Genomic DNA, 26,731 nt, shown 5'->3' with positions numbered 1-26,731 from the left:
ATGAAAATTTGTTAAGAAGCGGGCAAGATGCCCGCACTCCTCGAATTCTTTGATATGACTGGAGTGGGAGCATCTTGCTCCCTGGATTTTTAATTAGGGTATTTCCGCTTCGCGGACATGAATAAGCGAACTTGATATAATCCCTTGATACAGCAGTTTTCGCTGCTATGGGGTACATTTGAATCGCCCTCAATCTGCCCTTATACAAGACTCAGAGGGACTTTCTTACTCATTACTCATTACTCATTACTCATTACTGGGGCAGCGCAAAGCGCTGTATTACTGGAGTGGGAGCGTCTCGCTCCCTAAATTTTTAATCATGGTATTCCATCAGACTTGGTATTATACAATGTGCCCATAACCTTTGCACCTTGTTTTGATGAAAACTTTAGATTGGACTCGAATTCTTCGCAATGCGGTGATTACAGCCTGTTTAGCCTATGGCTCCATGGGTTTTTGGGATCGAGCCAGTGGGTCTACTTTTGTGTGGGGAGCGGCGATCGGAGGATTGGTTGAGCTAGGATTTCAGGTATGGCGCGATCGCGTTCAACACCGCCAACCCCCTAATTCTTAATAACCAAAGGTTCAACCAATTCCAAAATTTTATCTAATCGATAATTTTGAGCCAATTCACTCATCCCCTGTTTAGCCAATTCAGACTCTGGTAACTCATCCAGCAATTCCATCACCTTCTGATCGTCCGCTTCACAACAAGCTTGATGCATTTTTTTAAGCCAAACCTCAGAAAGAGATTCAACACCTGTTTTCAGAGTATTCCAAGATTCGATAGAACCACTCACTCTACTCACACTTTGGGGTTCTGTATTGGAGAGTCTCGTCTGACTTAAATGAAGTTCTACCTCAGCATCTAATTTTGGGGAGGGTAAAACAATGCTAACCTTAGTGCCTATCCCAACTTGACTCTCCAATTGAATTTCACCCCCCATTTGATCCACTAACTTCTTGCACAAAGGTAATCCTAATCCCATTCCCTCCTGAAATCCTCCCGTCTTCACATGACGGGAAAAAGGTTGAAATAAATTTTCCCATTCTTCCGGTTTAATGCCACACCCTGTATCTTCAATTTCCCATTGAAGCCAATCAACTGGGGTTGAATTAAACGTTAAATAACTGGGCATCTTAGCTGATAAGCGATCGATGTTATCTCCAGACAACAAATTGACTTTGATGGTGATTTGACCTTCAGGGGTAAACTTAACCGCATTATCAACTAAATGCTTTAATATGTTTGTCAAACCATAAACATCCGTTTGGATATACTGCGGAACCTTCGGTTCTAGGTGGTAAGTTAGAGACAAGTTTAAACTTTTCAATTGACCTCTAAATCGATCTATAACTTCATGAAGGACATCATCAACTGCTACAACACTGAGGGCTAAAGATTCTTCTTTTTGATCTTGGTTACATAGAGAAATGACATTATTAATTAATTCCAATAACTTGTAACCACTGGCTAAAATTCCTTGAACAAAATGCTTTTTACCATCAGATATCTCATGATCTTCATCTAGAATTTGGCTAAATCCCAAAATACTATTCAAAGGAGTTCTTAATTCATGACTCATTTGGCTAATGAACTCACTCTTAACTTGATTCGCTTTTTCAGCAATCTGATTAGCGGTCTTCAGTTGATCGATTTTAATTTGCAACTCTTGATTCATTAGCTCTAATTCATGGAAAGAGTGATTGAGTTTTTCGGTCATGATATTAAAACTCATCGCTAGTGTACCGAGTTCATCTTTACTCAATACAGGTACATGACAATTCAAATTACCTTGAGAAACTTTTATAGCTGCTTCGGATATTTCAGTCAGTGGCTGTACTAATTTACGAGAAATCCAATAAACAATGAATAATATGACAATCAATAAAAAACAACCAATTAAAAAGATTTGACGAGCGAGGTTTTCGGCTAAACTGAAGGCTTGTTTTTGAGTTATTTCAGCCACTAAACCCATATTTTTGTCTTCAATCCACCGATACAATCCTAAGACTGGAATGTTTTGGTGATTAATATATAAGCCTGAGCCATTTTTTCCTTCAAGAACAGTATCAATGGCAAAACTATCAACAAAATCAAGTTTTTTTTCTTGTAAAGTCAGGGAGTTTACAAATGTGTTTTGCCCGCCAATTCGACCAACCAAGTAAATCTTTTGATCTTGCTCATAATCGTTGCTATTATGCAAAAAATTGTCTATTTCACCCAAGTCTAACTCTATGGAAATATAGGCAATTTTTATATTGTCTTGATTGTAGACTGGAGTAACAAATGTAATCGCTTTATTTTGAGTAATAATAGAGTTATAAAATATGGGATTAATGGGAGACTTTGGGTCAGTGATATAAGTTGTTAAATGACCTAATGGCTGGTATGTTTTTTCGAGTAGAGGATTAGTTGAAATCAGAACAATTCCTTGATTGCTCACAACAGAAGCAATTTTTATATTGGATTTTAGTTCAGTAACTTTATTGAGGATATCTTTGATTTCTGAATAGTATTTTATGTATTCATAATCATCAGACTCTTCGATGACAAAAATGGATTGCCTCAAGTTTATTAATGCATCTATTTTTTGAGTTGATTCTGGTAATTTTGATAATAGAAAGACATCCTGAAGTTGCAGCAAGAACCATTGATTAATTTCATTCTCTTTGAGTGAAACGGCTAAACCAAGCTGATTGATTACGGATTGTTTGAGGGAAGAACGGGCTAGGATATAAGCACTGCTGGCAACTAATATGAGAATCAAAAATGAGAGGCCAGAATAATAAACTGCGATCTTTCTTAGGAGGCTTTTTTCCAATAAGCGCATCATGATAAAAAGGCTTGAAAACAATATTGTTTTGAGTGCATAATCAGCAGACTATGTAGGCTAGAGTGGATACTATCGATTTATATTTTGTAAAAATTGTAGAAATGGCTTCCAATTATCATCGATCATAATTGCGTTCCAAATGGTTTCAATTTCTGGACGTAAGAGATGGACTTGGGGATTAGCTTTTTGTAGGCGATCGCCAATTTTGACTACCTGTTCCTCCGAGTTTTGAGTTAATACCCTATGATACAATATTTTCCAAGCTTGCCAAATTGAACTGGGGCCAGCACTAGACCAATTGGGAATTGCATCGACCTGTTGTAACCAACTGGGATCGAAGTGATCCCGGAGACCGCTAAAAAATTGAGGGTATCCTTTCTGGGTATCTTTGAGTAATTTGAGCGTTAACTCGATTAACTCCTGTGCTTCTTTTGCCTCGATTCGATTGGGTTCTAAGCCTAAGCGACGTAACATCAACTGCTGATAAGCCTGTTCATAATGAACATTGAATTGATCTAAACTCTCTTGCATGGCCGATTTAGGGATCACTTTACCCAGAGCGACACTGAGCAGTTCTAAATTGAGCTGACAAACCAGGGGTTGATTGCCATAGCTGTAGCGTCCGGAATAATCAAAATAGGCGGCGGTAAAATTGGGGTCGTAGTGGGGAATGAAGCCATAGGGGCCATAGTCGAAACTTTCACCGGTAATGGACATATTATCGGTATTTAAGACTCCATGACAAAAGCCTGCGGCCATCCATTGGGCGGCGAGTTGGGCGACCCGTTGCACTAATTGATCGTAAAATCGGATGTAGCGCTCTGGTGAGGGTTCAGGCTTGACTAGGGGGAAGGGAGCGGGATAATACTGTTCGATGACATGATCTAGGAGTTTGGTAATTAAGTCCGATCGCTCGAAATAGCGCAATCTTTCAAATGTGCCAAAGCGAATATGGGAGCGACTCCAGCGTACCATGACACAGGATCGCGTCGGAGAGGGTTCATCCCCTCGCCATAAAGACTCTCCGGTTTCAATTAAACTCAAACAGCGTGAGGTGGTAACCCCCAAGCGGTGCAGCATTTCCCCGGCTAAGACTTCTCGCACTCCCCCCTTGAGAGTTAACCGGCCATCTGCGCCTCTGGAATAGGGAGTCATGCCCGATCCTTTTGTGCCAAAATCATAGAGTTGGCCATCCACTGCTCGCACTTGGCCATACAAAAACCCCCGACCATCGCCTAACCAGGGGTTGTATTCTCCAAATTGATAGCCATGGTATCTGAGGGCTAAACAGGGGAGAGAGCTGTTAAATTTACCGAAAAAGTCGATAAAGTGGCGATCGCTCACCTGTTGGGGATCGAGTCCCATTTGGGGTAAGAGATCGTCATTACGCCATCGGAGAATATGCTGAGGAAATTGGGCGGCTGACACGAGATCGTAATAATCATCCCCTAAATTTTCTAGGGCACTTTCAGTGTTCAAACTCTGAAAAGGATTGTTATCTACCCTGTCTATCATCGCTGCTCCTCATGATTTCCCTTATCTATTCTGACTCAGGATGAGCATCTTCGGCTTGTCCCAAACGACGAATATTGAGAATATCACTCATATTACGAATTTGAGTAAACACCGATTCGAGTTGGGGGCGATCGCGAATTTCCATCCCCAGATTAATCACGGCCGGTTTTCCGGTCTGGGTTTTCACGTCCACATTCCGCACGTTAATCCCTTGGTCGCTTAACCGCGAAAGAATATCCTTGAGAATGCCTACCCGGTCAATGGTTTGGATTTGCACTTGCACAATATAAGTCATGGGAGTGGGGGTTGTTTTATGATTTTTGCCATTCCAACTAACCGGGATCAGGCGATCGCCCTCCACATGCTCCACATTATGACAGCCTTGGCGATGAATCGAAATCCCCCGTCCCCTGGTCACCACCCCAATAATCAACTCTCCGGGAATGGGATTACAACATCCAGCCAGATAATAGAGTAAACCTTCAATCCCCACAATCGGAGAACTCTGATCCCCAGCAGCAGCAGATGAGGCAGAAGAGGAAGAGGGAATCACGGCCTCACCCTTAAGACTTGATTTGCGATCGGGTTCCAGGGGTTGAGTGGCACGAATGGCATCCCGCAAACGGTTCACCACCAAATTTAGGGTCAGCTCACCATATCCCAAAGCCGCCAACAGATCGTCAACTGAATGATAATTACACCGTTCGACCACCCAGTGCATGGGTTGAGATTTCAGCAAAGCCTCAAATCCCGATTTGCCCATTTCTTTTTCCAACAGTTCCCGACCTCTAGCCACATTTTCGTCTCGATGCGATCGCTTGTACCATTGACGAATTCGGTTCCTTGCCCCTGCGGTCTTGACAAAATTAAGCCAATCTAAACTAGGATGGCTATTTTTTTGCGTCAAAACTTCCACAATATCGCCATTTTTCAACACCGTACTTAAAGGAACCATACGCCCATTCACCCTTGCTCCCGCGCAATGGTTGCCCACTTCCGAGTGAATGCGGTAGGCAAAATCCACCGTTGACGATCCCGAAGTCAGGGATAGCACATCCCCACGGGGCGTGAAGACATACACATCATCTTCAAATAGATTATCCTTGATGCTCTCCAAATATTCCTGAGCATCCTTGAGATCATTTTGCCAATCCAGCAGTTGACGCAGCCAAGTGAATTTTTCATCCGCATCGGTCATTTGGCTATAATTCGATCCCCCTTCCTTATATTTCCAATGGGCCGCAATCCCATATTCGGCCACCTGATGCATTTCCTGGGTACGGATTTGCACTTCTAGGGGCCGTCCTGTAGGGCCAATCACTCCCGTATGCAAGGATTGGTAGCGGTTAGGTTTGGGCAGGCCAATATAGTCCTTAAATCGACCGGGGATTGGTCGGAAGGAGTCATGCACGATCGCCAAAGCCCGATAGCATTGATCGTGGCTTTGGGTAATCATGCGAATCCCGGCAATATCGAAGATTTCATGAAATTCCTTTTGCTGCTGTTGCATTTTGCGATAAATGCCATACAGATGTTTGGGACGGCCACTAATTTCTACGTTAGAGATCCCAATTTGTTCCAGGCGAATCTGGAGAATTTCAATCACATTGTCCAGGCGCATTTCCCGGTCTGTACGCTTTTCTGCAACTAGGGCTTGAACCTCCCGATAGGAAAGCGGTTCTAAATACTTAAAGGACAGGTCTTCTAATTCCCATTTAATCCGCCCAATTCCCAAACGATTGGCTAAGGGAGCAAAGATTTCACGGGTTTCTAAGGCGATCGCCCGTTGTTTATCCTCCTTCATAAATTCTAGGGTTCGCATGTTATGAAGTCGGTCAGCTAACTTCACCACGATCACGCGAATATCTTGAGCCATGGCTAAAAACATGCGCCGAAAATTTTCGGCTTGCCGTTCAGTTTTGCTGGAAAACTTAAATTTAGACAGCTTCGTTACTCCTTCCACCAAGTGGCGCACTTCTGAGCCAAATCGCTCTTCGAGTTCTTCTGGGGTAACATCGGTATCCTCCACCACATCATGGAGGAAACCAGCCGCAATCATGGGGGCACTTCCCCCCAATTCGCGCAATAATCCGGCGACTGCGACGGGATGGGAAATATAAGCTTCTCCTGATTTGCGGTATTGCCCTTGATGGAGTTGATAGGCAAATTCAAAGGCTTCTCGAATTAAGCGCTGATCTTGCGGGGCTTGACAAATAGGAGGGGGATCAATGACCACTTGCTCTGGGGTTAAACAGGCGGTTAACCAGTTGGGAAGGGTTAGATCGAGGGAGTTGGATTCGATGATGGTTTTCATAGCGGGTGGATGTTTGGGGATGATCGATAGAATAGCCAATCTGCTCTCGAAATCGTCCAAGGTCTCCAGATTACGAGATGAGGATTATAGTAATGGCAAATAGCTGGTGGTGGAGTTAATGCAGAAGTTTACCCTGATGTCAGGTTACCTCTAAGCCTCTGTTATTGAATAATATAACTTTACACCTCTAAAAAAGCGAGGGGATGAAATACCTGTATGTTATCTAAAGAGCATGTACAGATTTACCAGAATTTTCTGGAAATTTTAAATAAAGTTTTAATTTTGTCCACAACTGAGACAACTCCAGACCGATTCATTTCAGCTAGTCAGGAGGCTGAGGATTTTTTTGGGCAACAGATTGCACCCTTGGCTGGGGATGGAGTCGATCCCCCCATGGGGATGGCTTGGCAGTCGATTCACACGGAGATGCATAAACAGATGAAATTATTGGTAACTGAAATTACATTTTACCAAATTAGTCACCAAAAATTGGCGAAAGAGCAGAGAAAAAAGAAAATTAGTAATTATACTCAGGCGCTGATTCGCTATAGCGAGATGATTTTGGGAATTGAGGATTAGGGTCTAGCGGGTAAGGTAATGGTAAAGGTGGTTCCTTGGTTGAGTTGGCTATCAATATGAATGGTTCCATTGTGTAAGTCAACACATTTTTTAACGATGGAAAGACCGAGGCCGGTTCCGCCAATATTGCCAATATTGCTGCCGCGATGAAAGGATTCAAAGAGATGCTGTTGTTCGGATTCGGGTATGCCAATGCCTTGATCTTGGATCTGAAATTCAATGGTATTGCTCAGACATCGGACACGAATAAATACTTTACTCCCCTGGGGAGAATATTTTATGGCATTGGAGAGTAAATGAACGAGCATTTGTTCGATTAAGCTACTATCGAGCGTCCAGGAGGTTACGCAGTCTTGGGGGAGAAATTCTAGGGAATATTGGGAACCGGCGATCGCCTTCATTCTGGCGATGACTTGTTCAAATAGGGGAATCACCTCTACGACTGTGGGGTTAAATTCCAGCAAGCCAAAATCCGCATCCTTGATAAACAGGATATCCTCTAAGAGGCTGGTCATATGGTTAATGGCTTTATGAATGCGGTCAAAATGCTTATCCTGCTTTTGCTTATCCCATTTATCTCGATAGCGCTCTAGCATCCCCACAGATAACCCAATGGTGGTGAGGGGGGTTCGATATTCATGGGAAATGGTGGTAATAATGCGGGATTTTAGCTCATTGAGCGCTTGTAGGTGATTTAAGGCTTGGTTTAAATAAGGGTCAATGAGGCAGCGATCTTGGGGATTAGAGACGCATAGTAAGCTGGCAATCCGTTTGTTGAGCAGTTGAGGATGGATGGGTTTGGGTAAATAGTCATCAGCCCCCATGTCTAAAACTTGGGTAATAAAATCCGATTGGCGGCAGGCACTGATCGCTAAAATGGCCGGAGGGTAAGCTGGGCAATCCTTTTGATAGGCGATCGCCTCAGCAAGCGGTTTTAGGTTCCCACAGTTGACATCCACAATAATCAGATGAGGTTGTTCTGTTGTCAGTTCTGCAATCTCGCTGACGGTTTGAGTGACATACTGATGGGGAGCGATCGCCTCACTTAAAGGCGGCTGGATCGATAAACTTAACTCTTGAGCTAACGGAGGATCTTCCTCAACAATGAGAATCAACGAAGACATCAGAGAGTGGGTATAGGGCTTAGAGGGTACATCTATCATCTCAGATTAGGGATCTAAGATCTCAGGCTAGAGGGTGAGCATAGATAATTCACTGAAAAGTCATCCAACCTTAAAACCATGAATAATTTCACGCTACCCCAGTCCAGATGCACCTTCATGGGAATCAAAACTCTAATTGACGTAACTTGATGAAAACCTTCTCTTTACTGATGAATTTTACGATAACTGAGCAACCAATTGGCCATCGTTGCTCGTCGAGTTTGTCGCGGCCCAAATTCGCCAATTTTATATCCCTTAAATCCTAATTCTTGTTTCAGAAGCTGTTTATTTTCTGGAGGAATAGAGCGAGTTAGCTTAAGGGTTGCTGGACGGGAATCAATAAAATCTGGGGGTTCAGGATAAACTTCGCCCCAATCATCAATGACTTGGCTGATATTCCAGGTTTGGCTTTCCGGATTATAGCGATAGCCTAAATAATGCCAGACTAATTCATTAACGATTTGATCGTCTAGGCTATTATGTAGGCTTTCGTCTACGATCGCCCAAATGGTTTCATCAGTAAGTGGGGGTAAATTCGACATGGATGGACTATTGAGCGAACCATGGATGAACGGGCCAATTATACCGGTTATCCCCAGTGTTAGTTACCACAATTCATTAATATATCTTTAAATGCTTGGGTATTCCACAGCTAACCCCCAATCTCTAGAGCCATCAGCACAAACCTTAAGGTAAAGATGACTGCAATTAGCCATACCGCAGGGCGAACTTCGTGCATTTTCCCTTGAAAAGATTTGAGTAAGGGATAAGTAATAAATCCGATCGCCAACCCTTCAGCAATCGAAAAACTAAAAGGTATAAAGACTAACGTCAAGAACGAAGGGATAGACTCCGCCGGATCGTCCCAATGAATTGACCGTACACTTCCCATCATTAGTACCCCAATAATGACTAATGCGGGGGCAGTAGCAAAGGGAGGAATACCCGAAATTAGGGGAATAAAGAAGATCGACAGGGCAAAGAATAGGGCTGCAACCACGGCCGTAAACCCCGATCGCCCCCCTTCAGAAATTCCTGAAGCTGACTCAATATAAGTGGTGACCGTTGATGTGCCTAAAATTGCTCCAAATGTTGTTCCCACCGCATCGGCCATAAACGCTTCGCTCGCACGGGGTAGCTCACCGCGCTGATTAATCAAACCGGCTTTCATGCCAATCCCGGCTAAGGTTCCTACGGTATCAAATAAATCGACAAACAGCAATACAAACAGGATAGCCAACAGATCCCAAAAGGGGATTTGATTGAGGTTAGATAACCCCACAAACGCTTGACCGAACAAATCACTAGGCCATTGAGGAAGGGCCAAAACCCCACTGGGTAGGGGGGCAACACCCAAAATCCAGGCTAAAACGGCTGTGGCCAAAATCCCTAACAACAGGGCCCCACGAATCCGGCGAGCCACAAATGCAGCCGTAATTAGGATACCAAAGATCGCTATTAATGCTACAGGATTACTTAACTCTCCTAAAGCCGTTGTGGTGACCTCATTCGCCACAATCAAACCACCGTTTTTGAGACCAATATAAGTAATAAATAAACCAATCCCAGCCGAGGTAGAGTGCTTAATACAAGCGGGAATTGCGGTGACAATCTGAGCGCGAATATTGGAGAGGGTTAAGCCGATAAAAATGAGACCTTCAAGGAAAACCGCCGTTAAGGCCACCCGCCAATCAATTCCCAATCTGAGGACAATGGAGAAGGTAAAATAGGCGTTTAATCCCATGCCTGGAGCTAGGGCAAATGGATATTTGGCATAACATCCCATCACTAAAGAGGCGATCGCCGCCGAAAAGGCCGTAGCGATTACCAACTCCCCGAATAAGTCACGACTCTCTTGTAAAAAAACAGCATTCGACAAAATGTCCGGGTTGACGACCAAAATATAAGCCATGGTAATAAATGTCGTCGCCCCAGCCAAAACTTCCGTCTGCCAAGTGGTATTCAAAACATCCCATTGGAAAAACTCACCCATCCTGTCTAGGAAAGATAAGGAAGGAGACTCGGAGTGTTCTTGCTCTTCATTCATAAATGTTCAAACTAAGCATTTCGCCCACACCATACCACTGTCTCCCCTCCTACAGAGCAACCCTGAATACAAAATTCAGGGCCATGGTGGTTCTCTATGGTGGTCATAGAGGATATCTATTTATATCTTACCCCATGACCTAGTTACTTGACCCCCATTGGGGGGAGTGCTATGGTGAATTTAGGTGCAGGCATCCCTTTTGGGAGTGGCGGTCGAGGGTGAAAACTCTGCCATACAAGCCTTTTTAATCAATCGGAGCGGCGGGATTTGAACCCACGACCCCCACTACCCCAAAGTGGTGCGCTACCAAGCTGCGCTACGCCCCGGTCACAGATTTTCATCATAACACAGGATTTTGAAAATTAAAACCCCTCTAAGGTATTTAAAGCTTGAATTACTTCTGGAGTGACGGTTGCCGGCCAACTTCCTTCGGCTCTACGACCGGTGTTGAGGATGAAATGGAGGCTAAAGCTATGGGGGTAACCTTGAACTTCCATCCACAGAAGACGACCTTCGGCTTCACAGGTTATTTTTTCTTCGTCCATCAGTTCGGGGGCGATTTGCTCTAGGCTGTGGATCAGGTGTTGCAAGAGGTTCTGAAATTCTTGTAGTTCTGGGGCAGTCAGTTCGATCGCCCAATCTGCACCACCGAGTAAAGCGGGATATGCTGAGGCTTCAGGTTTCCAGCCAACGCGCCATTGGAGTCCTTGCTTAATCACGCTGTGGGTTTTGGGGATTATAAAGACTAACGAGGACATCAATTAAAGCGTCCCGTTGCGATCGCGTCAAATTTTCCACAGCTTGACGGTCTCTCTTGAAGGGATTTTCCGTCAACACATCTGCACTAGGATAACTCTCTTCGTACATAATCTCATTCGCTCCCAAATAATCGGCTAGGGTTAACTTCCAATCTAATCGATAGAGGGGCGTGCGTTTTTTAACATAGAGATGATAACGAATCAGCCTCTCGACTAGGGTATTGTCTGGGTTAACTTCCCCAGTCAATGTGCTGACGTAATCATTTTCAAGGGGGAAGTCGGGGAGTTGTTCATACACCAACCGCCACAGATCCCTAGATCGAATCCGACTCTGGGCTAAGGCGGCTGGAGAATGGAACGGCTGTAAGGGCATGAAGGAGAACACCATCAGCCCTAGTACAGCTAAACCGATGACCAAAAATCGTCCTTGTTTCATTCACCAATGATTTCGGGTTGGGTTAACTCATCTGACATTTCGATTACGGCTCGAATGACGGGTTTCATTTTCGGATCATCGAGGCTATCAAATTCTTCGTAGCGGCGACGTTGGGCGCGATGGGCTACTTGTACTGTAATCCGATAGCGATTGGATGCAGCACTAATGAGTTCTTCAGCACGACGCATTAATTCTTGGTTGTCTACGGAAGAGCGCTTTAGCATAGGGGAGTGTTTAGGAGTTAACTCAATACTTTTTCTAGTTTACCGGTTCTGGCTAAAAGTCGAGCAGCACGGAGGAATTGGCGGCCACAATTTGGTTACGGCCGTTGCGTTTGGCTTGGTCGAGAACATAGCGGGCAAGTTCCAGGAGGAATTGGGGTTGGGTCTCGATACGGGGGATGAGGGCTGCTACTCCCATACTGAGGGTAACGTGGGGGGCGACGGGGGAGGTTTTGTGTTCTAGATCGAGGTTGATGATGTTGTTTTGAATCATATGGGCAACATGGGCGCTGCCGGAAAGGTCGGTATTGGGGAGGAGGACGGCAAATTCTTCTGCGCCATACCGAGCCACGAGGTCGGCGGGCCGTTTGAGGGCTTCGCGCACGGCATCAGCAATCAGTTGCAGGCAAAAGTCACCGCTTAAGTAACCGTAGGCTTCGTTGTAGAGTCGGAAGTAATCTATATCACAAAGAATGAGTCCGAGGGGCGATCGCTCCCTGCCCAGTCTTCGCCATTCTTGTTGCAGCACTTGCTCGAAACGGCGACGATTATATAGTTGGGTGAGGCTATCGGAGGCTGCCAGTTGTTTGAGTTCTTGGTTGGCTTCTTTGAGTTGTTCGTAGAGTTGGGACTGTTGAATGGCAATGCTGAGATGATGACTGATATCTTTAAGCAGTTCAGTTTCCCAGGGTTCCCAGGTTCGGCATTGATGGCATTGATGGACGATGAGCAGCCCCCAAAGATAGCTATCATAGAGGTGATGGTGATGGGGGGCGATGGGTAAATTGGACTGACCTAATTTAAAGGTGTTTTGGGTGGGTTGGGTTAAGGGAATTCCCAGTTGAATGGGAAAAACTAATTGCGATCGCACTTCCAGCTTACTCAGAAATTCTCGCTCAGTTTCTGGGAGTTCAGCCATTTCTAGAGTGTTGATTTGGCTCCATTGTCCTTCTTGATAGAGGCTCACTTGGTCTTTAGTGTAAAACTGTTCAATGGGCTGATCCAAAATAGAATTACAAGTTGAATTTAAGGCTTCAACCACCACTGTACCGCTCCAATCTGGATTAAAATAGTAGATAAAGGCTCGGTCTAATCCCAAGAAAGTTTGCAGTCGATCGACCGTTAATTGCAGTATTTCTTCCAGCTCCACAGATTGACGGATCTTTTCAATCATCTCTCGTAAGAGGCGATCGGCTTGGTTTTGTTGGTTGAGTTGCTCTTCCCTGCGATCGGATTGAGTTTGATCTTCAATCATTACCAAGTATTCCGCTTCCCCCTTAGCTTCTTGCTGATTCGGAATTGCCATCAGAGTGATCTTGAGGTAATTCTCACCTAAATAGCCTTCTTTCTCTACTGATGGGTTGGCGAGCAATTTCTCTAAATTCACAGATCTTAAAAACAGAAACTTTTCCCGAAGATCGCCACCAACCTCAAGAGAGATTTCCGGAAAAACACAGTTAAAATTATCGTCAGCATCTACGATCGAAAATTCTGAATTAACAATCGCATAAGTTACTTTATATTTAAGGCTTAAAATTTGATTAAATAGACAATTCATTACTGGTTCTCTCCTTCGATCTTCAAGTTTTGAAATCTCTCTTTCCCCAGAACTGGGTTAAATTCCATAACTTGTTAAGCGAATCTAAATAATTAAGGGTTCATGAACTTGGAGTTCAATCAGTATTGTTTTTGATGTTAGAAGATTTCCTTTACAGGAAGAGGGGCTAAGATGTAGATTCTTTTGCTCTTATCTTAACACTTCTCTCAGGGATTGACAATCTAAGAGGATAAAGCCAGCATCTCTTGGGTTAAGATTCTAGCTCAGTTCACTTCAGATATAACCACTAATTACCTAAAAAATTACTAAATTTCTGGATTTAAATTCCACCGCTCTAAGGTAATTCCCACACTCCGATCCAGACGAGTTAAAGCATCAAGATACTGAATTAAAATTCGTAATTCATTTTGTTGAGCCTGGGCTAAATCATTTTGAAAACGAATAATATCGGTTAGGGATGTCCCTTCAATGCCCAAACGTAGTTTAATTTCTTCTGCTTCCAGTTGCTCTTGCACCAACTGAGTTCTACTTTTAGATTGCTCAAACTGTTCCCAAGTGAGTTGAATATTGCGGATTAAATTATTCAGATCAATATTCAAGCTAGAATAGATTTGATCGAGAGTATTTTGAGTTTTGTTCACGTTAACTTGGCTTTGTTGAAAGCGCTGTTCGGGCTGCAAATCTCCCCAAGTTTTACTCAAGGTCAAGGCGAGACTAAGATCGGATCGAGTGTCAATTAAATTACTAGGAAGCCAATTATAATCTGCCTCTAAATCTAAATTCCATCGCCGTTCATCTGCTGCTTCTATGAAATCATAGTTAGCGATTTCTTGGTTGAGTTGTGCGACCAAGTAGGTAGGGCTATTTTGTAGGGCTAAAGCCAATAATTCTTGGATCTCTAATATGGGTCGATTTTCTAGATTGGGGGGTTGAGCCACAATCGCTAAATTTTGATCGAGTTCTAATAGATTTAACAATTGCAATCGAGCTGCATCTAAAGCATTTTGAGCATCTAAAACATTGAGTTCTTGATTGGCTACATCTGCTGCTCCTTGAATACGCTCTACTGGGGCCCGTTTTCCTGCCTCAATTAAAGCTTCAGTGACTTCTAGAAGACGGCGGGAGTTTTCTAGGGTTAATTGGGCAATTTTCAGTTCTTCTTGACGTTGAAAAAGTTGACGATATAATAAAATAGATTCAGTGACTTTATCCATTAATGTGGATTGCACTTCTAAAATTTGCACTTGATTCCTCAATCGGGCACGCTCAATAGATGCTTGATTAACTTCAACCCCTGAACCTCGCAATAAGGGCTGTTTGAATTGCAGTTGAATTTCATGATTTAATGTCCTTCGATCGAAGGGATCGGTGGCACTATATTGTCGTTCAAAACGGCGTAAAGTTCTCCAGTTTAGAGTAATTTCACTGCCGATAGGGAGTTGGGTATTTAGGGATGCACCAAGGTCTAAGCCTTCACTTTGGGCAATAATGGGGCCAATGGATTCTCGACGAGCGTTAAGTAAGAGTCTAGGGGTAATATTGGGGTTAAATTTATCTTCGGCAACCACGAGATCTTGGCGTTGAGAAATGCGATCGAGATAGGCGTTTTTGATTTCTGTGTTATTTTCAATCACTAATTGTACTACATCGGCGATCGCCAAAGATAAGGGTGTTCTTTCAGTAGTCTGTTCAGAGTGAACATTTTGCTTGGGGAGGGGAGTTCCTTGAGCAGAAAGGAAGCCACTAAAACCTAGACTAGATAAGGTAAATAGCCATCCAGAGGCAATAAAGAGAGTGATTCCTTTTCTGATGCTCAACAAGTATTGATAACGGCTCATAGTGGGTCTTTCGGTAAATTTTTAACGTGAATTTAATCTGAAATTAAATTTGAGGAAAACAGGAGATCCCTTGCCTATAAAAGAAAAATAATGATGCTACAATCAAAATTAGAAAGGAAATGTACAGATTGAGAGAGCAACCAGTCAGGTACACCAACACTGAGATCGCAATATGGAGATATGGTTAACCCACCCCATACAACCCAATCTGGACTGATTCTGATTGTTGATGATAATACCAACAATCTCAGGGTGCTATTTAACTTGCTGAAAAAAGCAGGGTTTAGGGTATTAGTGGCTACAGATGGCAAAAATGCCCTAGATAAAGTATATCAAACCCATCCAGATTTAATCCTGTTGGATGTGATGATGCCAGAAATCAGTGGTTTTGAGGTGTGTCATCAACTGCAAGGAAATCCCCAGACTCAGGATATCCCGATCATTTTTATGACCGCTTTATCCGAGAATGAAGATAAGGTAAAGGGATTGAAACTCGGTGCGGTAGACTACATTACTAAACCTTTCTATCAAGAAGAAGTGTTAAGTCGGATTCAACTCCATCTGAAGCTACGCTCCTTAACCCAAAATTTACGAGACAAGAATGAGCAACTACACAAAGAAATTCAAGCCAGACTATTAGCGGAAACTCAATTAAAACATTTAAATGAAGATTTAGAAAGTCGTGTAATCGAGCGCACTGAGGAACTCTCATCTGCCTTAGAGCAACTGCAAGCCAGGGAAGAGCAATTGAGTTATGAAGCGTCTCACGATCATTTAACGGGATTATATAATCGGTTATGGGTGACTCAATATTTATCGACATTGTTAGATAATTTTTCTGGTTTGTATCAGACTAATTATGGAATTTTTTTCTTGGATTTAGGACATTTTAAGCGTATCAACGATCATTTAGGCCATCGCATTGGGGATCGAGTGCTGAAAGTGGTAGCCGAGCGGCTATTAGGATGTTGGCGAGGACGAGGACAGGTGGCTCGTTTAGGGGGGGATAAGTTCTTATTAATACTAGAAAAACAGGAAAATATGGATTTAGAGGCGATCGCCAACCGTATTCTAGACCATTTGCGATCGCCTATTACCATCGGTCACTACCCCATTTGCCTCCATGCTCGCATTGGCATCATTCCATCCATCCTCGGTTATCAGCAAATGACCGACATTCTCCGCGATGCAGATATCGTCATGTCAGAAGCCAAACGTGCCGGAAAAACCGGGTATTCCATCCTCAACCCCCAACTCCAATCTCGCGCCTTACAACGCATTCAACTCGAAGCCGAATTACCTTTAGCCATCCACAATCATGAATTCGAGCTACACTATCAACCCATTATTGCTCTTGATAGCCATCAACTCGTCGGTTTTGAAGCCTTAATTCGCTGGCAACATCCTCAACGGGGACTCATTTTCCCCGGATACTTTATTGACCTAGCCGAAGAAACTGGATTTATTGAAGAACTAGGATTTATCGCGCTTACCTTAGCCTGCAAACAACTCCAACAATGGCATCAACAATTTCCCCATACCCAAAATTTAGTCATTAATGTCAATCTCTCCCCCTTACAACTTCAAAATTTTAACATCCTCAAAACCCTCACAACGATCTGTAATGAATATGATATTTTACCCCATCAAATCAAACTCGAAGTTACCGAAAGTGCCTTTTTAGAAAATGAAGGAATGCCCACTAAAATCCTAGAAGAAATTCATCATCAAGGCATCAAAATTTGCATTGATGATTTTGGCACAGGCTACTCTTCCCTAAGTCGTCTGCATTCCTTTCCGGTCGATACCCTAAAAATTGACCGATGCTTTGTTGCTCGTCTCGACAGTGCAGAAGGTTTAGCCATCATTCAAACCATCATTTCCTTAGCTCATCATTTGGATATGGATCTGGTGGCTGAAGGCATAGAAACTGAACAACAACTGAACATTGTCCAAGAAATAGGGTGCGAATTTGGCCAAGGTTTCTTATTTTCCCAATCCCTAAATCCTGAAGCGGCCACTAATTTTATTCAAACATTACCCCATGAATTGACCTATGAATACTTCTTCTCTGGATCAAAAAACCCTGCTAGTGGTTGACGACAATCCCACGAATATCAAAGTTTTATTCAACTTTCTCAAAGAAGAAGGATTTAAGGTATTAGTCGCCAAAGATGGCTTAAACGCCTTAGAAAAACTCACTTCTATCCAGCCCGACTTAATTTTACTCGATATCATGATGCCGGGAATCGATGGCTTTGAAACCTGCCGTCGCATCAAAGAGACTCCCAAAATTAATACGATTCCCATTATTTTCATGACTGCCTTAGCTGATGCCAATAATAAAGTTAAAGGACTCAGTTCTGGAGCTGTGGATTATATTACCAAACCCTTTCAACAAGAAGAAGTCTTAGCCCGCATTAACTTACATCTAAAATTACAATCTCTCACCCAAGAACTCGCTAGTGTAAATGCTTCATTGGAACACAAAGTTGAGGAACGAACCGCAGAACTCAAAAAAGCCCAATCTCAATTGGTTCTAACTGAAAAAATGTCCTCTTTAGGGCAACTGGTCGCGGGCATTGTTCATGAAATTAATAATCCCGTTGGCTTCATTGCGGGCAATATTGCCGAAGCCAAAAATTATGCCCAAGACTTAATTAATCTGATTCAACTCTATCAAGACAAATATCCTCAACCTGATGAGGACATTCTGGAGGAATTAGAAGCCATTGACTTTGACTACTTACAGCAAGATTTTCCCAAACTCCTTAAATCGATGGAAGAAGGAACCAATCGCATTACTAACATTAGTCAATCGATGCGTACCTTTTCCCGTGCTGATAGCGATCAAAAAGTGGACTTTAACTGTCATGATGGCATAGACAGTACAATTATGATTCTCAGGCATCGCCTAAAAGCGAAAGACTATCGACCTGAAATTCAAATTACTAAAAACTATGGTGATTTACCCCCCATTCCCTGTTATCCGGGACAATTGAATCAGGTGTTTATGAATCTGTTAGCTAATGCTATTGATGCCCTAGAAGATTCTAATCAAGGCAAAAGTTATCAAGACATTCAAAATCAGCCCAATGAAATTGTGATTACTACCGGTTATGATGGCGATAACAATCAAGTGAAAATTGAGATTCACGATAATGGCATAGGCATGAAACCGGAAATTAAAGAGAAAATCTTTGATTATCTATTTACGACTAAAGGAGTGAATAAAGGTACAGGATTAGGGTTGGCTATTTCCCGTGAAATTATTGAAGATAAACATCAAGGAACCCTAAGCTTTACCTCGCAACTCGGAGAAGGAACTACTTTTACTGTAACGTTGCCAGTCAAGGAATAAGCCATTTTAGGGGGATTTTTATCCCAGTTGGGAACTTTCTGTATGAGTCCCTCGTCACCCCTTTATGGTTTCTCCTTGGTGACCAGGTGGCGGGACGGCTTTAGGCAAGACCCGCCCTTTTTATGGCTTCAAAATGGGGATGAGAATTTGATACTCTTGACTTACCGTCTGGGAGTTTCATCCTATGCATCACTCATCCCTCCTATTTCTCAGTAATGGCCATGGGGAAGACCTCAATGGCAGTTTAATTGTTAAGGCTTTGCAAGGGTATTATCCCCAGGTGGAGGTTGCGGCTATGCCTTTGGTGGGTGCAGGGGGAGCTTATCGCCGCTTGGATGTGCCGATTATTGGCCCGACGCGGACTCTACCCTCTGGAGGGATATGGTATATGAATCCCCTTTATCTGCTCAAAGATTTGTTTTCGGGTTTGATTGGCTTAACTTGGCGGCAGATTCGGGCAGTGCAGCGCTATAGTCAGAAGTGTGACCTGTTGGTGGCGGTTGGGGATATTGTCCCCATTGGGTTAGCACAGTTAACGGGTCGTCCTTATGTGGCGTTTGTGGTGTCTACATCTAGCTACTATGAGGGCAAGGTTAAGTTACCATGGTTGACGGCCCAATGTTTGCGATCGCCCCAATGCCAAAAAATTTATACCCGCGATGCCTTGACTGCCAGGGATTTACAGCACCAAGGATTCCCCAACACCACATTTATCGGGTGTCCCTTTATGGATACCCTAACGCCAACGGGAAAACCCTTAAACCTAGACTCTAATCAACCCCTGATTGCCCTTTTACCCGGTAGTCGTCTTCCTGAAGCCTTAGAAAACTTTGCCCTACAATTGCGCCTGTGCGAAATTCTCTCATCCCAGAAACTCCTACAATTTCAAGCGGCCTTAGTTCCTAATCTTAAAGAGAGTCAAATACAAACCCTAGCGGCTGAAGAAGGTTGGCATTATAGCCCCGGAAAACTCACCAAAAACCACACTATGATTCACTATCATTTTGATGCCTTTCCCGACATTCTCCACCGGTGTAATCTGGTGATTGGTATGGCAGGAACCGCCGTAGAACAAGCCGTGGGACTAGGGAAACCCATTGTGCAAATTGCCGGTAAAGGGCCCCAATTCACCTATCGGTTTGCCGAAGCTCAAATGCGACTGTTAGGGCCATCCATTACTACCATAGGAACAGGGCCCGCGACCCCAGCTATTTTAGCAGAAGCAGCCGCCAAAATCTTGCACATTCTCGGCGATCGGCAGTATCTAGAAACTTGTGTTAAAAATGGCCAAGAACGGATTGGCTCCATAGGAGCTTCCCAGAGATTTGCCCAGGAAATTATCACAGTTTCCGCTAGGAGTGAGAGACATCTAGATCCGCCAACCCCAAACTCTGCCGAAAGTAATTCAAATCGGCCTTGATCTACTTCTGAAAATTAGTTCCCATGTTTTTAAAGTTGGGTATCCGGCGATAACTACTCAGTGTCCTTCGTGTCTCTGTGGTTTTTAATTGCGTGCCCTGCGCTGTCGCTAACACACTCCTCTCCTCTATTGCCTCATTCCACAGACGATCGCCCTATACTGGAGATCGAATTTATCCCTTATCCCTTATGCAAGCCAAACGCTGGATTTTAGCTCTATCTGGTTTATATTTAAGTGCCTCGATCGCCGGTTGTGCCCTTCCCGGTAATACCCAAGAGGCGATCGCCGAAATCAGTGTCACTCAGGTGAGGCAACTGGTGGCTGAAACACCGGGAACCTTAGCCCAAAAAGCCCTCTTTATCGACGTTCGCACCCCTCAAGAATACGCCCAAGATCGCATTGGCGAGAGTCCCTTAATTCCCCTAGCTGAAATTGAATCTGGAGAAGGAATAGACAAAATTCGTCAATTAGCTGGCGATCGCCTCGTCATCCTCTATTGCTTCTCCGGATTTCGCTCCGGCAAAGCCCAACAAATCCTTGAACAAGCCGGTATTCAAGCCGTCAGTCTAGAAGGAGGCATTCAAGCCTGGCGTAAAACTATCGCCCCAACCACCGAAGCTAACCTCTTTTAAACCCCAAAAATAGGGGGTGATTTTCACCCCCTAACCGGATCGCCAAGTTTTTAATTCAAGCACTCAACCCATCTAAAATATTGAAAAATATTTCTCAGAAGGTGGGCATTGCCTAAAAGAAGGGGAAATTATGGATTAATTGGATGGTTTTCCCATTACCCATTACCGCCCGAAGCGCTACGGGACTGTAGGAGCGGGATAAGATAGGACATATCGAGAACTTGCAAGAGTTTTAAGGTTCGAGAAAGGGGAATTTTCACCCAAGTGGGACGATGGGTGAGTTCGTAGGAAATGGCGTAGACCGATTTTTCTAGGATGTAAGCGTCGAGTAAGACTTGCATTTCCCTGGGATCGTGGGGGAGGAAGTTACCTTGGCTGGCGGTTTGCAGATAGGCTTTGATAAACACGAGGTTTACCCAACTGCACCAAAAATCTGACCATTGCTCCATTTCCGAGAGGTTTTCGGGGTCAATCATGCCATTATCGACTTCTTGTTGCAGGGCAACACTGGCAGCATAATGGAAGGATTGGAGCATTCCGGCTACATCTCGCAGGGGCGATCGCTTCATCCGTCGTTCGCTTAAGGGGCGGTTGGTTTCCCCTTCAAAGTTGGTAATCACAAAGTCTTTACCGGTATAGAGGACTTGTTCTAAGTGATAATCCCCATGGCAACGGGTTCTCAGGGCGGTAATTTTCAAATCGATGACCGAGCCAAAGCGTTCTAAGACTTGTTCCTTGCGATTAATGAGGGCCATGGCAACCGGTTGCAGGTCTTCTGGGAGTCGGTTGAGGCGCTTTTGCAAGAACAGGAAGGTTTTACCGCTCAGATTCCGCATGTATTGGTAGATTGAGCGTTGATAGAAGGAAGAAAAGGGTTCTGGGGCAAAGTGGGGATTTTCGCGATCGCCAGCTAGAGCCAGATGAAACTCGGCCATATATTGGCCCAGACGTTCCGCAGAACCCAGATAAGACCCAATCAGGGAGTAAACGACTTCGGGAATCTCATCAATGGGATCGTCGTTGTCTAAGTCGTCGGGTTTGGAGGTCACATCTAGGGTGAAGTCCTTGAGGGTAGGTAGGGGAAGATCGGCAATCTCGGTGGGAGTAGCCATCACTTGCTCAAAATAACCGCGCAGAGTATCCAGGGTGTACGACCAAGCGTCGCGGATATCGGGGATGAAGTCCCGCAGTACCCCAATGGTCATGGAGGGTTTACCGGGGCGACGATATTCTAGGGAGCCATAAAAGGGAGTAATTTGCCCCGATCGCAGGGAGAAGGTTTTGGGGTTGGGTTCTAGCTCTGAGCTAATTCTGCGGGTGAGAAATTCCCCAATTTCTAGATCGGCATTGATTCCTTCTTCAATTTGTCGGAAAAGTTTGAGAACCAGATGATGGCGATCGGCTTCTGTTTGGGGATCGCTATAGATAATAGAGGTATGTTTGTGTTCTCCCCGTAGTAGGTGTGGCTCGAAGGACTCAATCCCTTGCTCGAATTGTTCCGGTTTTTGGAACACATAGGGGACGACTTTGCCTTCAATGCCTTGATATTCCCAACCGTTGGCGATCGCCTCTAACATAAATTTCAAGAAGTCTGGATCGGCACTAGCTTCATATAAAATCCCCATTTCGCTCGCTTCTTGAACATTGATTTTGGCAATCATATGCTCTCCATGAAGGGGGTTTTCATCATCACTGATGGCTTCATAAGCAATGGAAAAAGCATAGGTTTCGGCTGAACCTTCGGTATAGTTCACCTGAATGAGCAGAATCTGCGCTTCCCGGTTTTGGTAAGCAATGGGAATCACATCACTGATTTGGGTCGATTGAATCGTGCGCGATTTCCCCTTAAACCAAGAGCGAGTCATCAGGTAGTGGGGCAGATGCAGTTCAAAGCGGGTTTTGGGTTCATTTTGATAGAACGCGCTCGGCCAGGGGCCTGTAGGCACTTCTAGGGTCGGGAGTTGAGTAACAGGGACGGGGGTGGGGATGATGTTCTCTTCTACCTGTAGGGTGAACCAGTAGAAGGCGTAGGGACTGAGACTGAGAAAATAGGGAGCATCCTCAATGGTGGGAAATTCCGTCCGCCCAAAGATTTCTACGGGTTTCATCCCTTGGAAGGGAGTCAGATCTAGCTCGACAGTTTGCACGAACCGGGAGAGGTTAGAGACAATTAGGATATGTTCTCCGGCATAGGTGCGAGTAAAGGCAAGCACTTTGCGGTTATCAGGATAGAGGAATTCAAAGCTACCGCGACCGAAGGCTTGGAACCGTTTGCGGGTGGCAATCAGCCGTTTCATTGACCACCAAAGAGCGTTGGTATTGCTCCGTTGAGCTTCCACATTGACCGCTTCATAGTGGTATTCGGGGTCGAGAATGGGGGGAGCATAGAGCCGTTGGGGGTTGGTGCGGCTAAATCCGGCGTTCCGGTCTGCGCTCCATTGCATGGGGGTACGGACTCCGTTGCGATCGCCTAAATAAATATTATCCCCCATGCCGATTTCATCCCCATAATAGAGGACGGGAGTTCCTGGCAGAGAGAAGAGCAGACTATTGAGCAATTCTATCCGGCGGCGATCGTTATCCATCAACGGACTCAAACGCCGACGAATCCCCAAATTAATCCGCGCTTGCGGATCTTGAGCATACACCCGATACATATAATCCCGGTCTTCATCAGACACCATTTCCAGAGTCAGTTCATCATGATTTCGCAAAAACAGCGCCCACTGACAATTATTCGGAATCTGGGGCGTTTGCTGCAAAATATCAATGATCGGAAAACTATCCTCCATCTTCAGAGCCATAAACAGACGCGGCATCAGGGGAAAATGGAAATTCATATGGCATTCATCCCCTTGGCCAAAATAGGCCGCCGCATCCTCTGGCCATTGATTGGCTTCCGCTAATAACATGCGGTTGGGAAATTTAGTATCCATATGGCTCCGCAGATCTTGCAAAAACTTATGGGTTTGGGGCAAGTTTTCGCAATTCGTTCCCTCCTCCTCATACAGATAGGGAACCGCATCTAAGCGCAGACCATCCACCCCCATCTCTAACCAAAAATCCACTACTTCCAAAACCGCTTTTTGCACCGCCGGATTTTCATAATTCAAGTCCGGTTGATGGGAATAAAACCGATGCCAATAATAGGAATTCGCCACCGAATCCCAAGACCAGTTAGAATGTTCAAAATCTTGGAAAATAATCCGAGCGCCTTGATACTTGTTCGGGCTATCATTCCAGACATAAAACTCTCGCTCTGGTGACCCTGGTGGTGCTTTTCTGGCTCGCTGAAACCAGGGATGCTGGTCAGAGGTATGATTCACAATTAATTCGATAATCACTCGAATCCCTCGTTTATGGCTCTCCCGTAAGAATTCTTTGAAGTCCTCTAGGTTTCCATAAATGGGGTTGACGCTATTGTAATCAGCAATATCATAGCCATCATCTCTGAGAGGAGAAGGGAAAAAGGGCAGTATCCACAGAGCAGTTACCCCTAATTCTTGGATGTAATCGAGCTTGTCCTTCAGTCCACCAAAATCACCAATACCGTCTCCGTTGCTATCGGCAAAGGCGCGGACAGGGACTTCATAAATAATGGCATCTTTAAACCAAAGGGGATCGTCTTTGAGGATGGAGTGGCGCATTTCTTCTATCGTCCAATGTTCTTGACTTTTCATTTTAATACCTGAAGCAAAAAATAGGGGTAGCCTGGGAAAATCAGTAGCTGACTAAAAAAACAACAAATCCGTCCCAGCGATCGCCGGGCACTTTTTGCCTTATTCTATGGAGAGGACGAATCGTCCGTATCTCTTGTAGAGTTTGTAATCACTATGGCTTTTGAACGCGCAAGTGGCATCTTATTACACCCAACCTCCTTGCCCAGTTCCTTTGGAATTGGCGATTTAGGAGAGAATGCTTATGGGTTTGTTGATTTCCTCGCTCGCAGTGGGCAAAAAATATGGCAAATTTTGCCCTTGGGGCCAACCGGTTATGAACATTCTCCTTACACCATGAATTACAGCGCTTTTGCGGGTAATCCATTGATGATTAGTTTAGAGCAATTAGCCGCAGAAGGATTATTAAATTCTGAAGAATTAACCCCTCTAAGTGGAGAAGATATTTCAGATAACCGAGTCAATTTCGATCGCGTAATTCCCCATAAGTATGGCTTCCTCAAACAAGCCTATGAAACCTTTAAGGAACAGTTAGCAGAAGAAGAAAATCCTGCCTTCACTGAATTTTGCCAGGCACAGGCGAGTTGGTTGGATGACTATGTGTTGTTTATGTCCCTGATGGAAGAAAATGGAGGACAAGCTTGGAATCATTGGGAATCGGCGATCGCCCGTCGTCATCCCGAAGTCCTCACTCAGAAAAAAGAAACCCTTGCTGATTCCATCCTATACCATCAATTTCTGCAATTCAAGTTTTTTGAACAGTGGCAAAATCTGCGCCAGTACACCAACGAAAAAGGCATTCAAATTATCGGTGATGTCTCGATTTACGTCTGCCACAATAGCGCCGATGTCTGGGCAAATCCCGAAATTTTCAAGTTAGATCCGGACACCTTAGAACCCGCTTGGATGGCGGGTGTACCCCCCGATTATTTTAGTGCTACCGGGCAATTGTGGGGCAATCCGGTTTACGATTGGGATAAATTACAAGAAACGAATTATGCTTGGTGGATTGAACGCTTCCGAGCCACCCTGCAATATGTAGATGTGGTAAGGATTGACCATTTCCGAGGCTTTGAAGCCTATTGGCAAGTGCCAGCCGGAGAAGAAACAGCCATGAATGGAGAATGGGTTAAAGCTCCCGGATTTGAATTTTTCCAAACCTTGGCTGAAGCCTTGGGAAATCTACCGGTTTTAGCTGAAGATTTGGGCATTATTACCCCAGAAGTGGAAGAATTACGGGATCATTTTAACTTTCCCGGAATGAAAATTCTCCTATTTGCTTTTGGCGGTGGAGCAGATAATGCCTATTTACCCCATAATTATCCCCAAAACGCGATCGTCTACACAGGAACCCACGATAATGATACGTCAGTGGGATGGTGGAAAAACGCCGGGGAAAAAGAAAAACAGCATTTAGCCCAATATCTCGGTTATGCTTCCCCGGAAGAAATTACTGAGATTTCTTGGCTGTTGATTCGCACAGCCTTAAGTTCTGTGGCAGTTTGGGCAATTCTTCCTCTACAAGATTTATTCAGTTTAGACAATCAGGGACGGATGAACGATCCCAGCGTCAGTGCGGGAAACTGGCGTTGGCGCTATGATAATCTAGGGATGTTGAGTGATGAATTAGGCGATCGCCTGCGACACCTAACCCAATCCTACGGCCGCTAATCCTTTAAGACAAGGGGCTGAGAGCCAATTGCCCCTTGTCAGTTCCTTACTCATTACTGACTTTCGCAAGTTGACCGGAAAATAGTACAGTAGATCCAAATCCTAAAACTTGTTCTTCGATATGAATCACCGTGGTGTTACACTCTGGTTTACCGGCCTCAGTGGCGCTGGTAAAACCACCATTACCCAAGCCCTAGAAAAAAAATTACGCGCTGCTGAAGTTAAATTAGAAGTCCTAGATGGCGATATTGTCCGCACAAACCTGACTAAAGGATTAGGCTTTAGCAAAGAAGACCGAGATGAAAATATCCGCCGCATTGGATTTGTCTCCCATTTATTAACCCGAAATGGGGTCATTGTTTTAGTCTCTGCCATTTCTCCCTATCGCGCCATTCGAGAAGAAGTACGCCAGAGAATCGGGGATTTTGTAGAAGTCTTTGTTAATGCTCCCTTAGCCGTTTGTGAAGAACGGGATGTCAAAGGATTATACAAACGGGCTAGAGCGGGAGAAATTAAACAATTCACCGGTATTTCTGACCCCTATGAACCCCCAGAAAACCCCGAAATTGAATGCCGCACCGATCTCGAAGAGTTATCTGAAAGTGTGGATAAAGTCTGGAATAAATTAGTAGAAATGGGTTATTTGCAGTAGGGTATTAAGTAACCTAGCCTCCCCACTCGTAGATACTATATTAGAGGTTAAG

20 protein-coding genes and 1 tRNA gene are annotated in these 26,731 nt (G+C 44.3%); 8 read left to right on the top strand and 13 right to left on the bottom strand.

Going from position 1 to position 26,731, the window contains the following annotated elements; all coding sequences use genetic code 11:
* The first annotated feature begins 379 nt into the window (after positions 1–379).
* A complete protein-coding gene (locus tag PMG71_RS07815) occupies positions 380–574 on the top strand; it encodes a hypothetical protein (RefSeq protein WP_283753098.1) in 195 nt (64 codons plus the stop codon).
* On the opposite strand, the gene PMG71_RS07810 is transcribed toward PMG71_RS07815, so the two are convergent.
* The 3 genes from PMG71_RS07810 to PMG71_RS07800 form a co-directional block, all read right to left on the bottom strand.
* Positions 564–2,837 (bottom strand): sensor histidine kinase, encoded by a 2,274-nt coding sequence (locus PMG71_RS07810; protein ID WP_283753097.1) that lies wholly within the window; start codon positions 2,835–2,837, stop codon positions 564–566. The two genes, PMG71_RS07815 and PMG71_RS07810, sit on opposite strands and share 11 nt — an antisense overlap.
* Positions 2,838–2,906: 69 nt before the next feature.
* On the bottom strand, positions 2,907–4,352 hold the full coding sequence (locus PMG71_RS07805) for a protein adenylyltransferase SelO (protein ID WP_283753096.1): 1,446 nt from the start codon (positions 4,350–4,352) through the stop codon (positions 2,907–2,909).
* 25 nt (positions 4,353–4,377) lie between these two features.
* Complete coding sequence (locus PMG71_RS07800; RefSeq protein WP_283753095.1) at positions 4,378–6,666, bottom strand: RelA/SpoT family protein; 2,289 nt, start codon at positions 6,664–6,666, stop codon at positions 4,378–4,380.
* Positions 6,667–6,882: 216 nt separating this feature from the next.
* On the opposite strand from PMG71_RS07800, the gene patD reads away from it, so the two are divergent.
* A complete protein-coding gene (gene patD, locus PMG71_RS07795) occupies positions 6,883–7,245 on the top strand; it encodes a heterocyst frequency control protein PatD (protein WP_283753094.1) in 363 nt (120 codons plus the stop codon).
* Here the strand turns inward: patD and PMG71_RS07790 are convergent.
* The 9 genes from PMG71_RS07790 to PMG71_RS07750 all read right to left on the bottom strand — a co-directional run bounded on the left by PMG71_RS07790 (position 7,242) and on the right by PMG71_RS07750 (position 15,266).
* On the bottom strand, positions 7,242–8,369 hold the full coding sequence (locus PMG71_RS07790) for a hybrid sensor histidine kinase/response regulator (RefSeq protein ID WP_283753093.1): 1,128 nt from the start codon (positions 8,367–8,369) through the stop codon (positions 7,242–7,244). The genes patD and PMG71_RS07790 overlap by 4 nt on opposite strands.
* 203 nt (positions 8,370–8,572) lie before the next feature.
* Positions 8,573–8,950, bottom strand: coding sequence for a DUF1823 family protein (locus tag PMG71_RS07785; protein WP_283753092.1), 378 nt, complete (start codon positions 8,948–8,950; stop codon positions 8,573–8,575).
* Between the two features lie 110 nt (positions 8,951–9,060).
* Complete coding sequence (locus PMG71_RS07780; RefSeq protein WP_283753091.1) at positions 9,061–10,455, bottom strand: NCS2 family permease; 1,395 nt, start codon at positions 10,453–10,455, stop codon at positions 9,061–9,063.
* A gap of 252 nt (positions 10,456–10,707) precedes the next feature.
* Positions 10,708–10,781: transfer RNA gene (locus tag PMG71_RS07775), tRNA-Pro, on the bottom strand.
* Between the two features lie 36 nt (positions 10,782–10,817).
* The gene (locus tag PMG71_RS07770) at positions 10,818–11,213 is read right to left on the bottom strand and encodes a DUF1818 family protein (RefSeq protein ID WP_347179223.1); all 396 of its coding nucleotides are present in this window, start codon (positions 11,211–11,213) and stop codon (positions 10,818–10,820) included.
* Entirely contained in the window at positions 11,167–11,649 is a 483-nt protein-coding gene (locus tag PMG71_RS07765) for a hypothetical protein (RefSeq protein ID WP_283753089.1), read from the bottom strand. The genes PMG71_RS07770 and PMG71_RS07765 overlap by 47 nt, the downstream gene beginning before the upstream one ends.
* Complete coding sequence (locus tag PMG71_RS07760) at positions 11,646–11,873, bottom strand: DNA-directed RNA polymerase subunit omega (protein WP_283753088.1); 228 nt, start codon at positions 11,871–11,873, stop codon at positions 11,646–11,648. The genes PMG71_RS07765 and PMG71_RS07760 overlap by 4 nt, the downstream gene beginning before the upstream one ends.
* A 52-nt stretch (positions 11,874–11,925) precedes the next feature.
* Positions 11,926–13,428: a sensor domain-containing diguanylate cyclase gene (locus PMG71_RS07755; protein WP_283753087.1), complete on the bottom strand. Its 1,503-nt coding sequence runs from the start codon at positions 13,426–13,428 to the stop codon at positions 11,926–11,928.
* A 305-nt stretch (positions 13,429–13,733) separates the two neighbouring features.
* On the bottom strand, positions 13,734–15,266 hold the full coding sequence (locus tag PMG71_RS07750) for a TolC family protein (protein WP_283753086.1): 1,533 nt from the start codon (positions 15,264–15,266) through the stop codon (positions 13,734–13,736).
* A gap of 180 nt (positions 15,267–15,446) precedes the next feature.
* Between PMG71_RS07750 and PMG71_RS07745 the strand changes: the two genes are divergently transcribed.
* From PMG71_RS07745 to PMG71_RS07730, 4 genes are all read left to right on the top strand, one after another.
* Positions 15,447–17,366, top strand: a complete 1,920-nt coding sequence (locus PMG71_RS07745; protein ID WP_283753085.1) for a two-component system response regulator — start codon at positions 15,447–15,449, stop codon at positions 17,364–17,366.
* Positions 17,323–18,627 (top strand): hybrid sensor histidine kinase/response regulator, encoded by a 1,305-nt coding sequence (locus tag PMG71_RS07740; RefSeq protein ID WP_283753084.1) that lies wholly within the window; start codon positions 17,323–17,325, stop codon positions 18,625–18,627. Before PMG71_RS07745 ends, PMG71_RS07740 begins: the two co-directional genes overlap by 44 nt.
* A 184-nt stretch (positions 18,628–18,811) precedes the next feature.
* Positions 18,812–20,047, top strand: a complete 1,236-nt coding sequence (locus tag PMG71_RS07735; protein WP_283753083.1) for a lipid-A-disaccharide synthase-related protein — start codon at positions 18,812–18,814, stop codon at positions 20,045–20,047.
* A 188-nt stretch (positions 20,048–20,235) separates the two neighbouring features.
* Complete coding sequence (locus tag PMG71_RS07730) at positions 20,236–20,679, top strand: rhodanese-like domain-containing protein (protein ID WP_283753082.1); 444 nt, start codon at positions 20,236–20,238, stop codon at positions 20,677–20,679.
* A gap of 155 nt (positions 20,680–20,834) precedes the next feature.
* On the opposite strand, the gene treS is transcribed toward PMG71_RS07730, so the two are convergent.
* Positions 20,835–24,326: a maltose alpha-D-glucosyltransferase gene (treS, locus tag PMG71_RS07725; RefSeq protein WP_347179224.1), complete on the bottom strand. Its 3,492-nt coding sequence runs from the start codon at positions 24,324–24,326 to the stop codon at positions 20,835–20,837.
* Positions 24,327–24,512: 186 nt separating this feature from the next.
* On the opposite strand from treS, the gene malQ reads away from it, so the two are divergent.
* Positions 24,513–26,027 carry a 4-alpha-glucanotransferase gene (malQ, locus tag PMG71_RS07720; RefSeq protein WP_283753080.1) on the top strand — a complete coding sequence of 505 codons (1,515 nt, stop codon included), beginning with the start codon at positions 24,513–24,515 and terminating at the stop codon, positions 26,025–26,027.
* A gap of 121 nt (positions 26,028–26,148) precedes the next feature.
* Positions 26,149–26,679: an adenylyl-sulfate kinase gene (gene cysC / locus PMG71_RS07715; RefSeq protein WP_283753079.1), complete on the top strand. Its 531-nt coding sequence runs from the start codon at positions 26,149–26,151 to the stop codon at positions 26,677–26,679.
* Positions 26,680–26,731 lie beyond the last annotated feature (52 nt).

Origin of the sequence: Roseofilum acuticapitatum BLCC-M154, assembly GCF_030068475.1 — a bacterium.
Lineage (GTDB): Bacteria > Cyanobacteriota > Cyanobacteriia > Cyanobacteriales > Desertifilaceae > Roseofilum > Roseofilum acuticapitatum.
Note: the sequence above shows the minus strand (reverse complement) of the source record. Positions and strands in the feature narration are given on the sequence as shown.

Coding starts and splice junctions, on each gene's coding strand:
- PMG71_RS07815 (WP_283753098.1), top strand. CDS start 380: ATGAAAACTTTAGATTGGACTCGAATTCTTCGCAATGCGGTGATTACA.
- PMG71_RS07810 (WP_283753097.1), bottom strand. CDS start 2,837: ATGATGCGCTTATTGGAAAAAAGCCTCCTAAGAAAGATCGCAGTTTAT.
- PMG71_RS07805 (WP_283753096.1), bottom strand. CDS start 4,352: ATGATAGACAGGGTAGATAACAATCCTTTTCAGAGTTTGAACACTGAA.
- PMG71_RS07800 (WP_283753095.1), bottom strand. CDS start 6,666: ATGAAAACCATCATCGAATCCAACTCCCTCGATCTAACCCTTCCCAAC.
- patD (WP_283753094.1), top strand. CDS start 6,883: ATGTTATCTAAAGAGCATGTACAGATTTACCAGAATTTTCTGGAAATT.
- PMG71_RS07790 (WP_283753093.1), bottom strand. CDS start 8,369: ATGTCTTCGTTGATTCTCATTGTTGAGGAAGATCCTCCGTTAGCTCAA.
- PMG71_RS07785 (WP_283753092.1), bottom strand. CDS start 8,950: ATGTCGAATTTACCCCCACTTACTGATGAAACCATTTGGGCGATCGTA.
- PMG71_RS07780 (WP_283753091.1), bottom strand. CDS start 10,455: ATGAATGAAGAGCAAGAACACTCCGAGTCTCCTTCCTTATCTTTCCTA.
- PMG71_RS07770 (WP_347179223.1), bottom strand. CDS start 11,213: ATGTCCTCGTTAGTCTTTATAATCCCCAAAACCCACAGCGTGATTAAG.
- PMG71_RS07765 (WP_283753089.1), bottom strand. CDS start 11,649: ATGAAACAAGGACGATTTTTGGTCATCGGTTTAGCTGTACTAGGGCTG.
- PMG71_RS07760 (WP_283753088.1), bottom strand. CDS start 11,873: ATGCTAAAGCGCTCTTCCGTAGACAACCAAGAATTAATGCGTCGTGCT.
- PMG71_RS07755 (WP_283753087.1), bottom strand. CDS start 13,428: ATGAATTGTCTATTTAATCAAATTTTAAGCCTTAAATATAAAGTAACT.
- PMG71_RS07750 (WP_283753086.1), bottom strand. CDS start 15,266: ATGAGCCGTTATCAATACTTGTTGAGCATCAGAAAAGGAATCACTCTC.
- PMG71_RS07745 (WP_283753085.1), top strand. CDS start 15,447: ATGGTTAACCCACCCCATACAACCCAATCTGGACTGATTCTGATTGTT.
- PMG71_RS07740 (WP_283753084.1), top strand. CDS start 17,323: ATGAATACTTCTTCTCTGGATCAAAAAACCCTGCTAGTGGTTGACGAC.
- PMG71_RS07735 (WP_283753083.1), top strand. CDS start 18,812: ATGCATCACTCATCCCTCCTATTTCTCAGTAATGGCCATGGGGAAGAC.
- PMG71_RS07730 (WP_283753082.1), top strand. CDS start 20,236: ATGCAAGCCAAACGCTGGATTTTAGCTCTATCTGGTTTATATTTAAGT.
- treS (WP_347179224.1), bottom strand. CDS start 24,326: ATGCGCCACTCCATCCTCAAAGACGATCCCCTTTGGTTTAAAGATGCC.
- malQ (WP_283753080.1), top strand. CDS start 24,513: ATGGCTTTTGAACGCGCAAGTGGCATCTTATTACACCCAACCTCCTTG.
- cysC (WP_283753079.1), top strand. CDS start 26,149: ATGAATCACCGTGGTGTTACACTCTGGTTTACCGGCCTCAGTGGCGCT.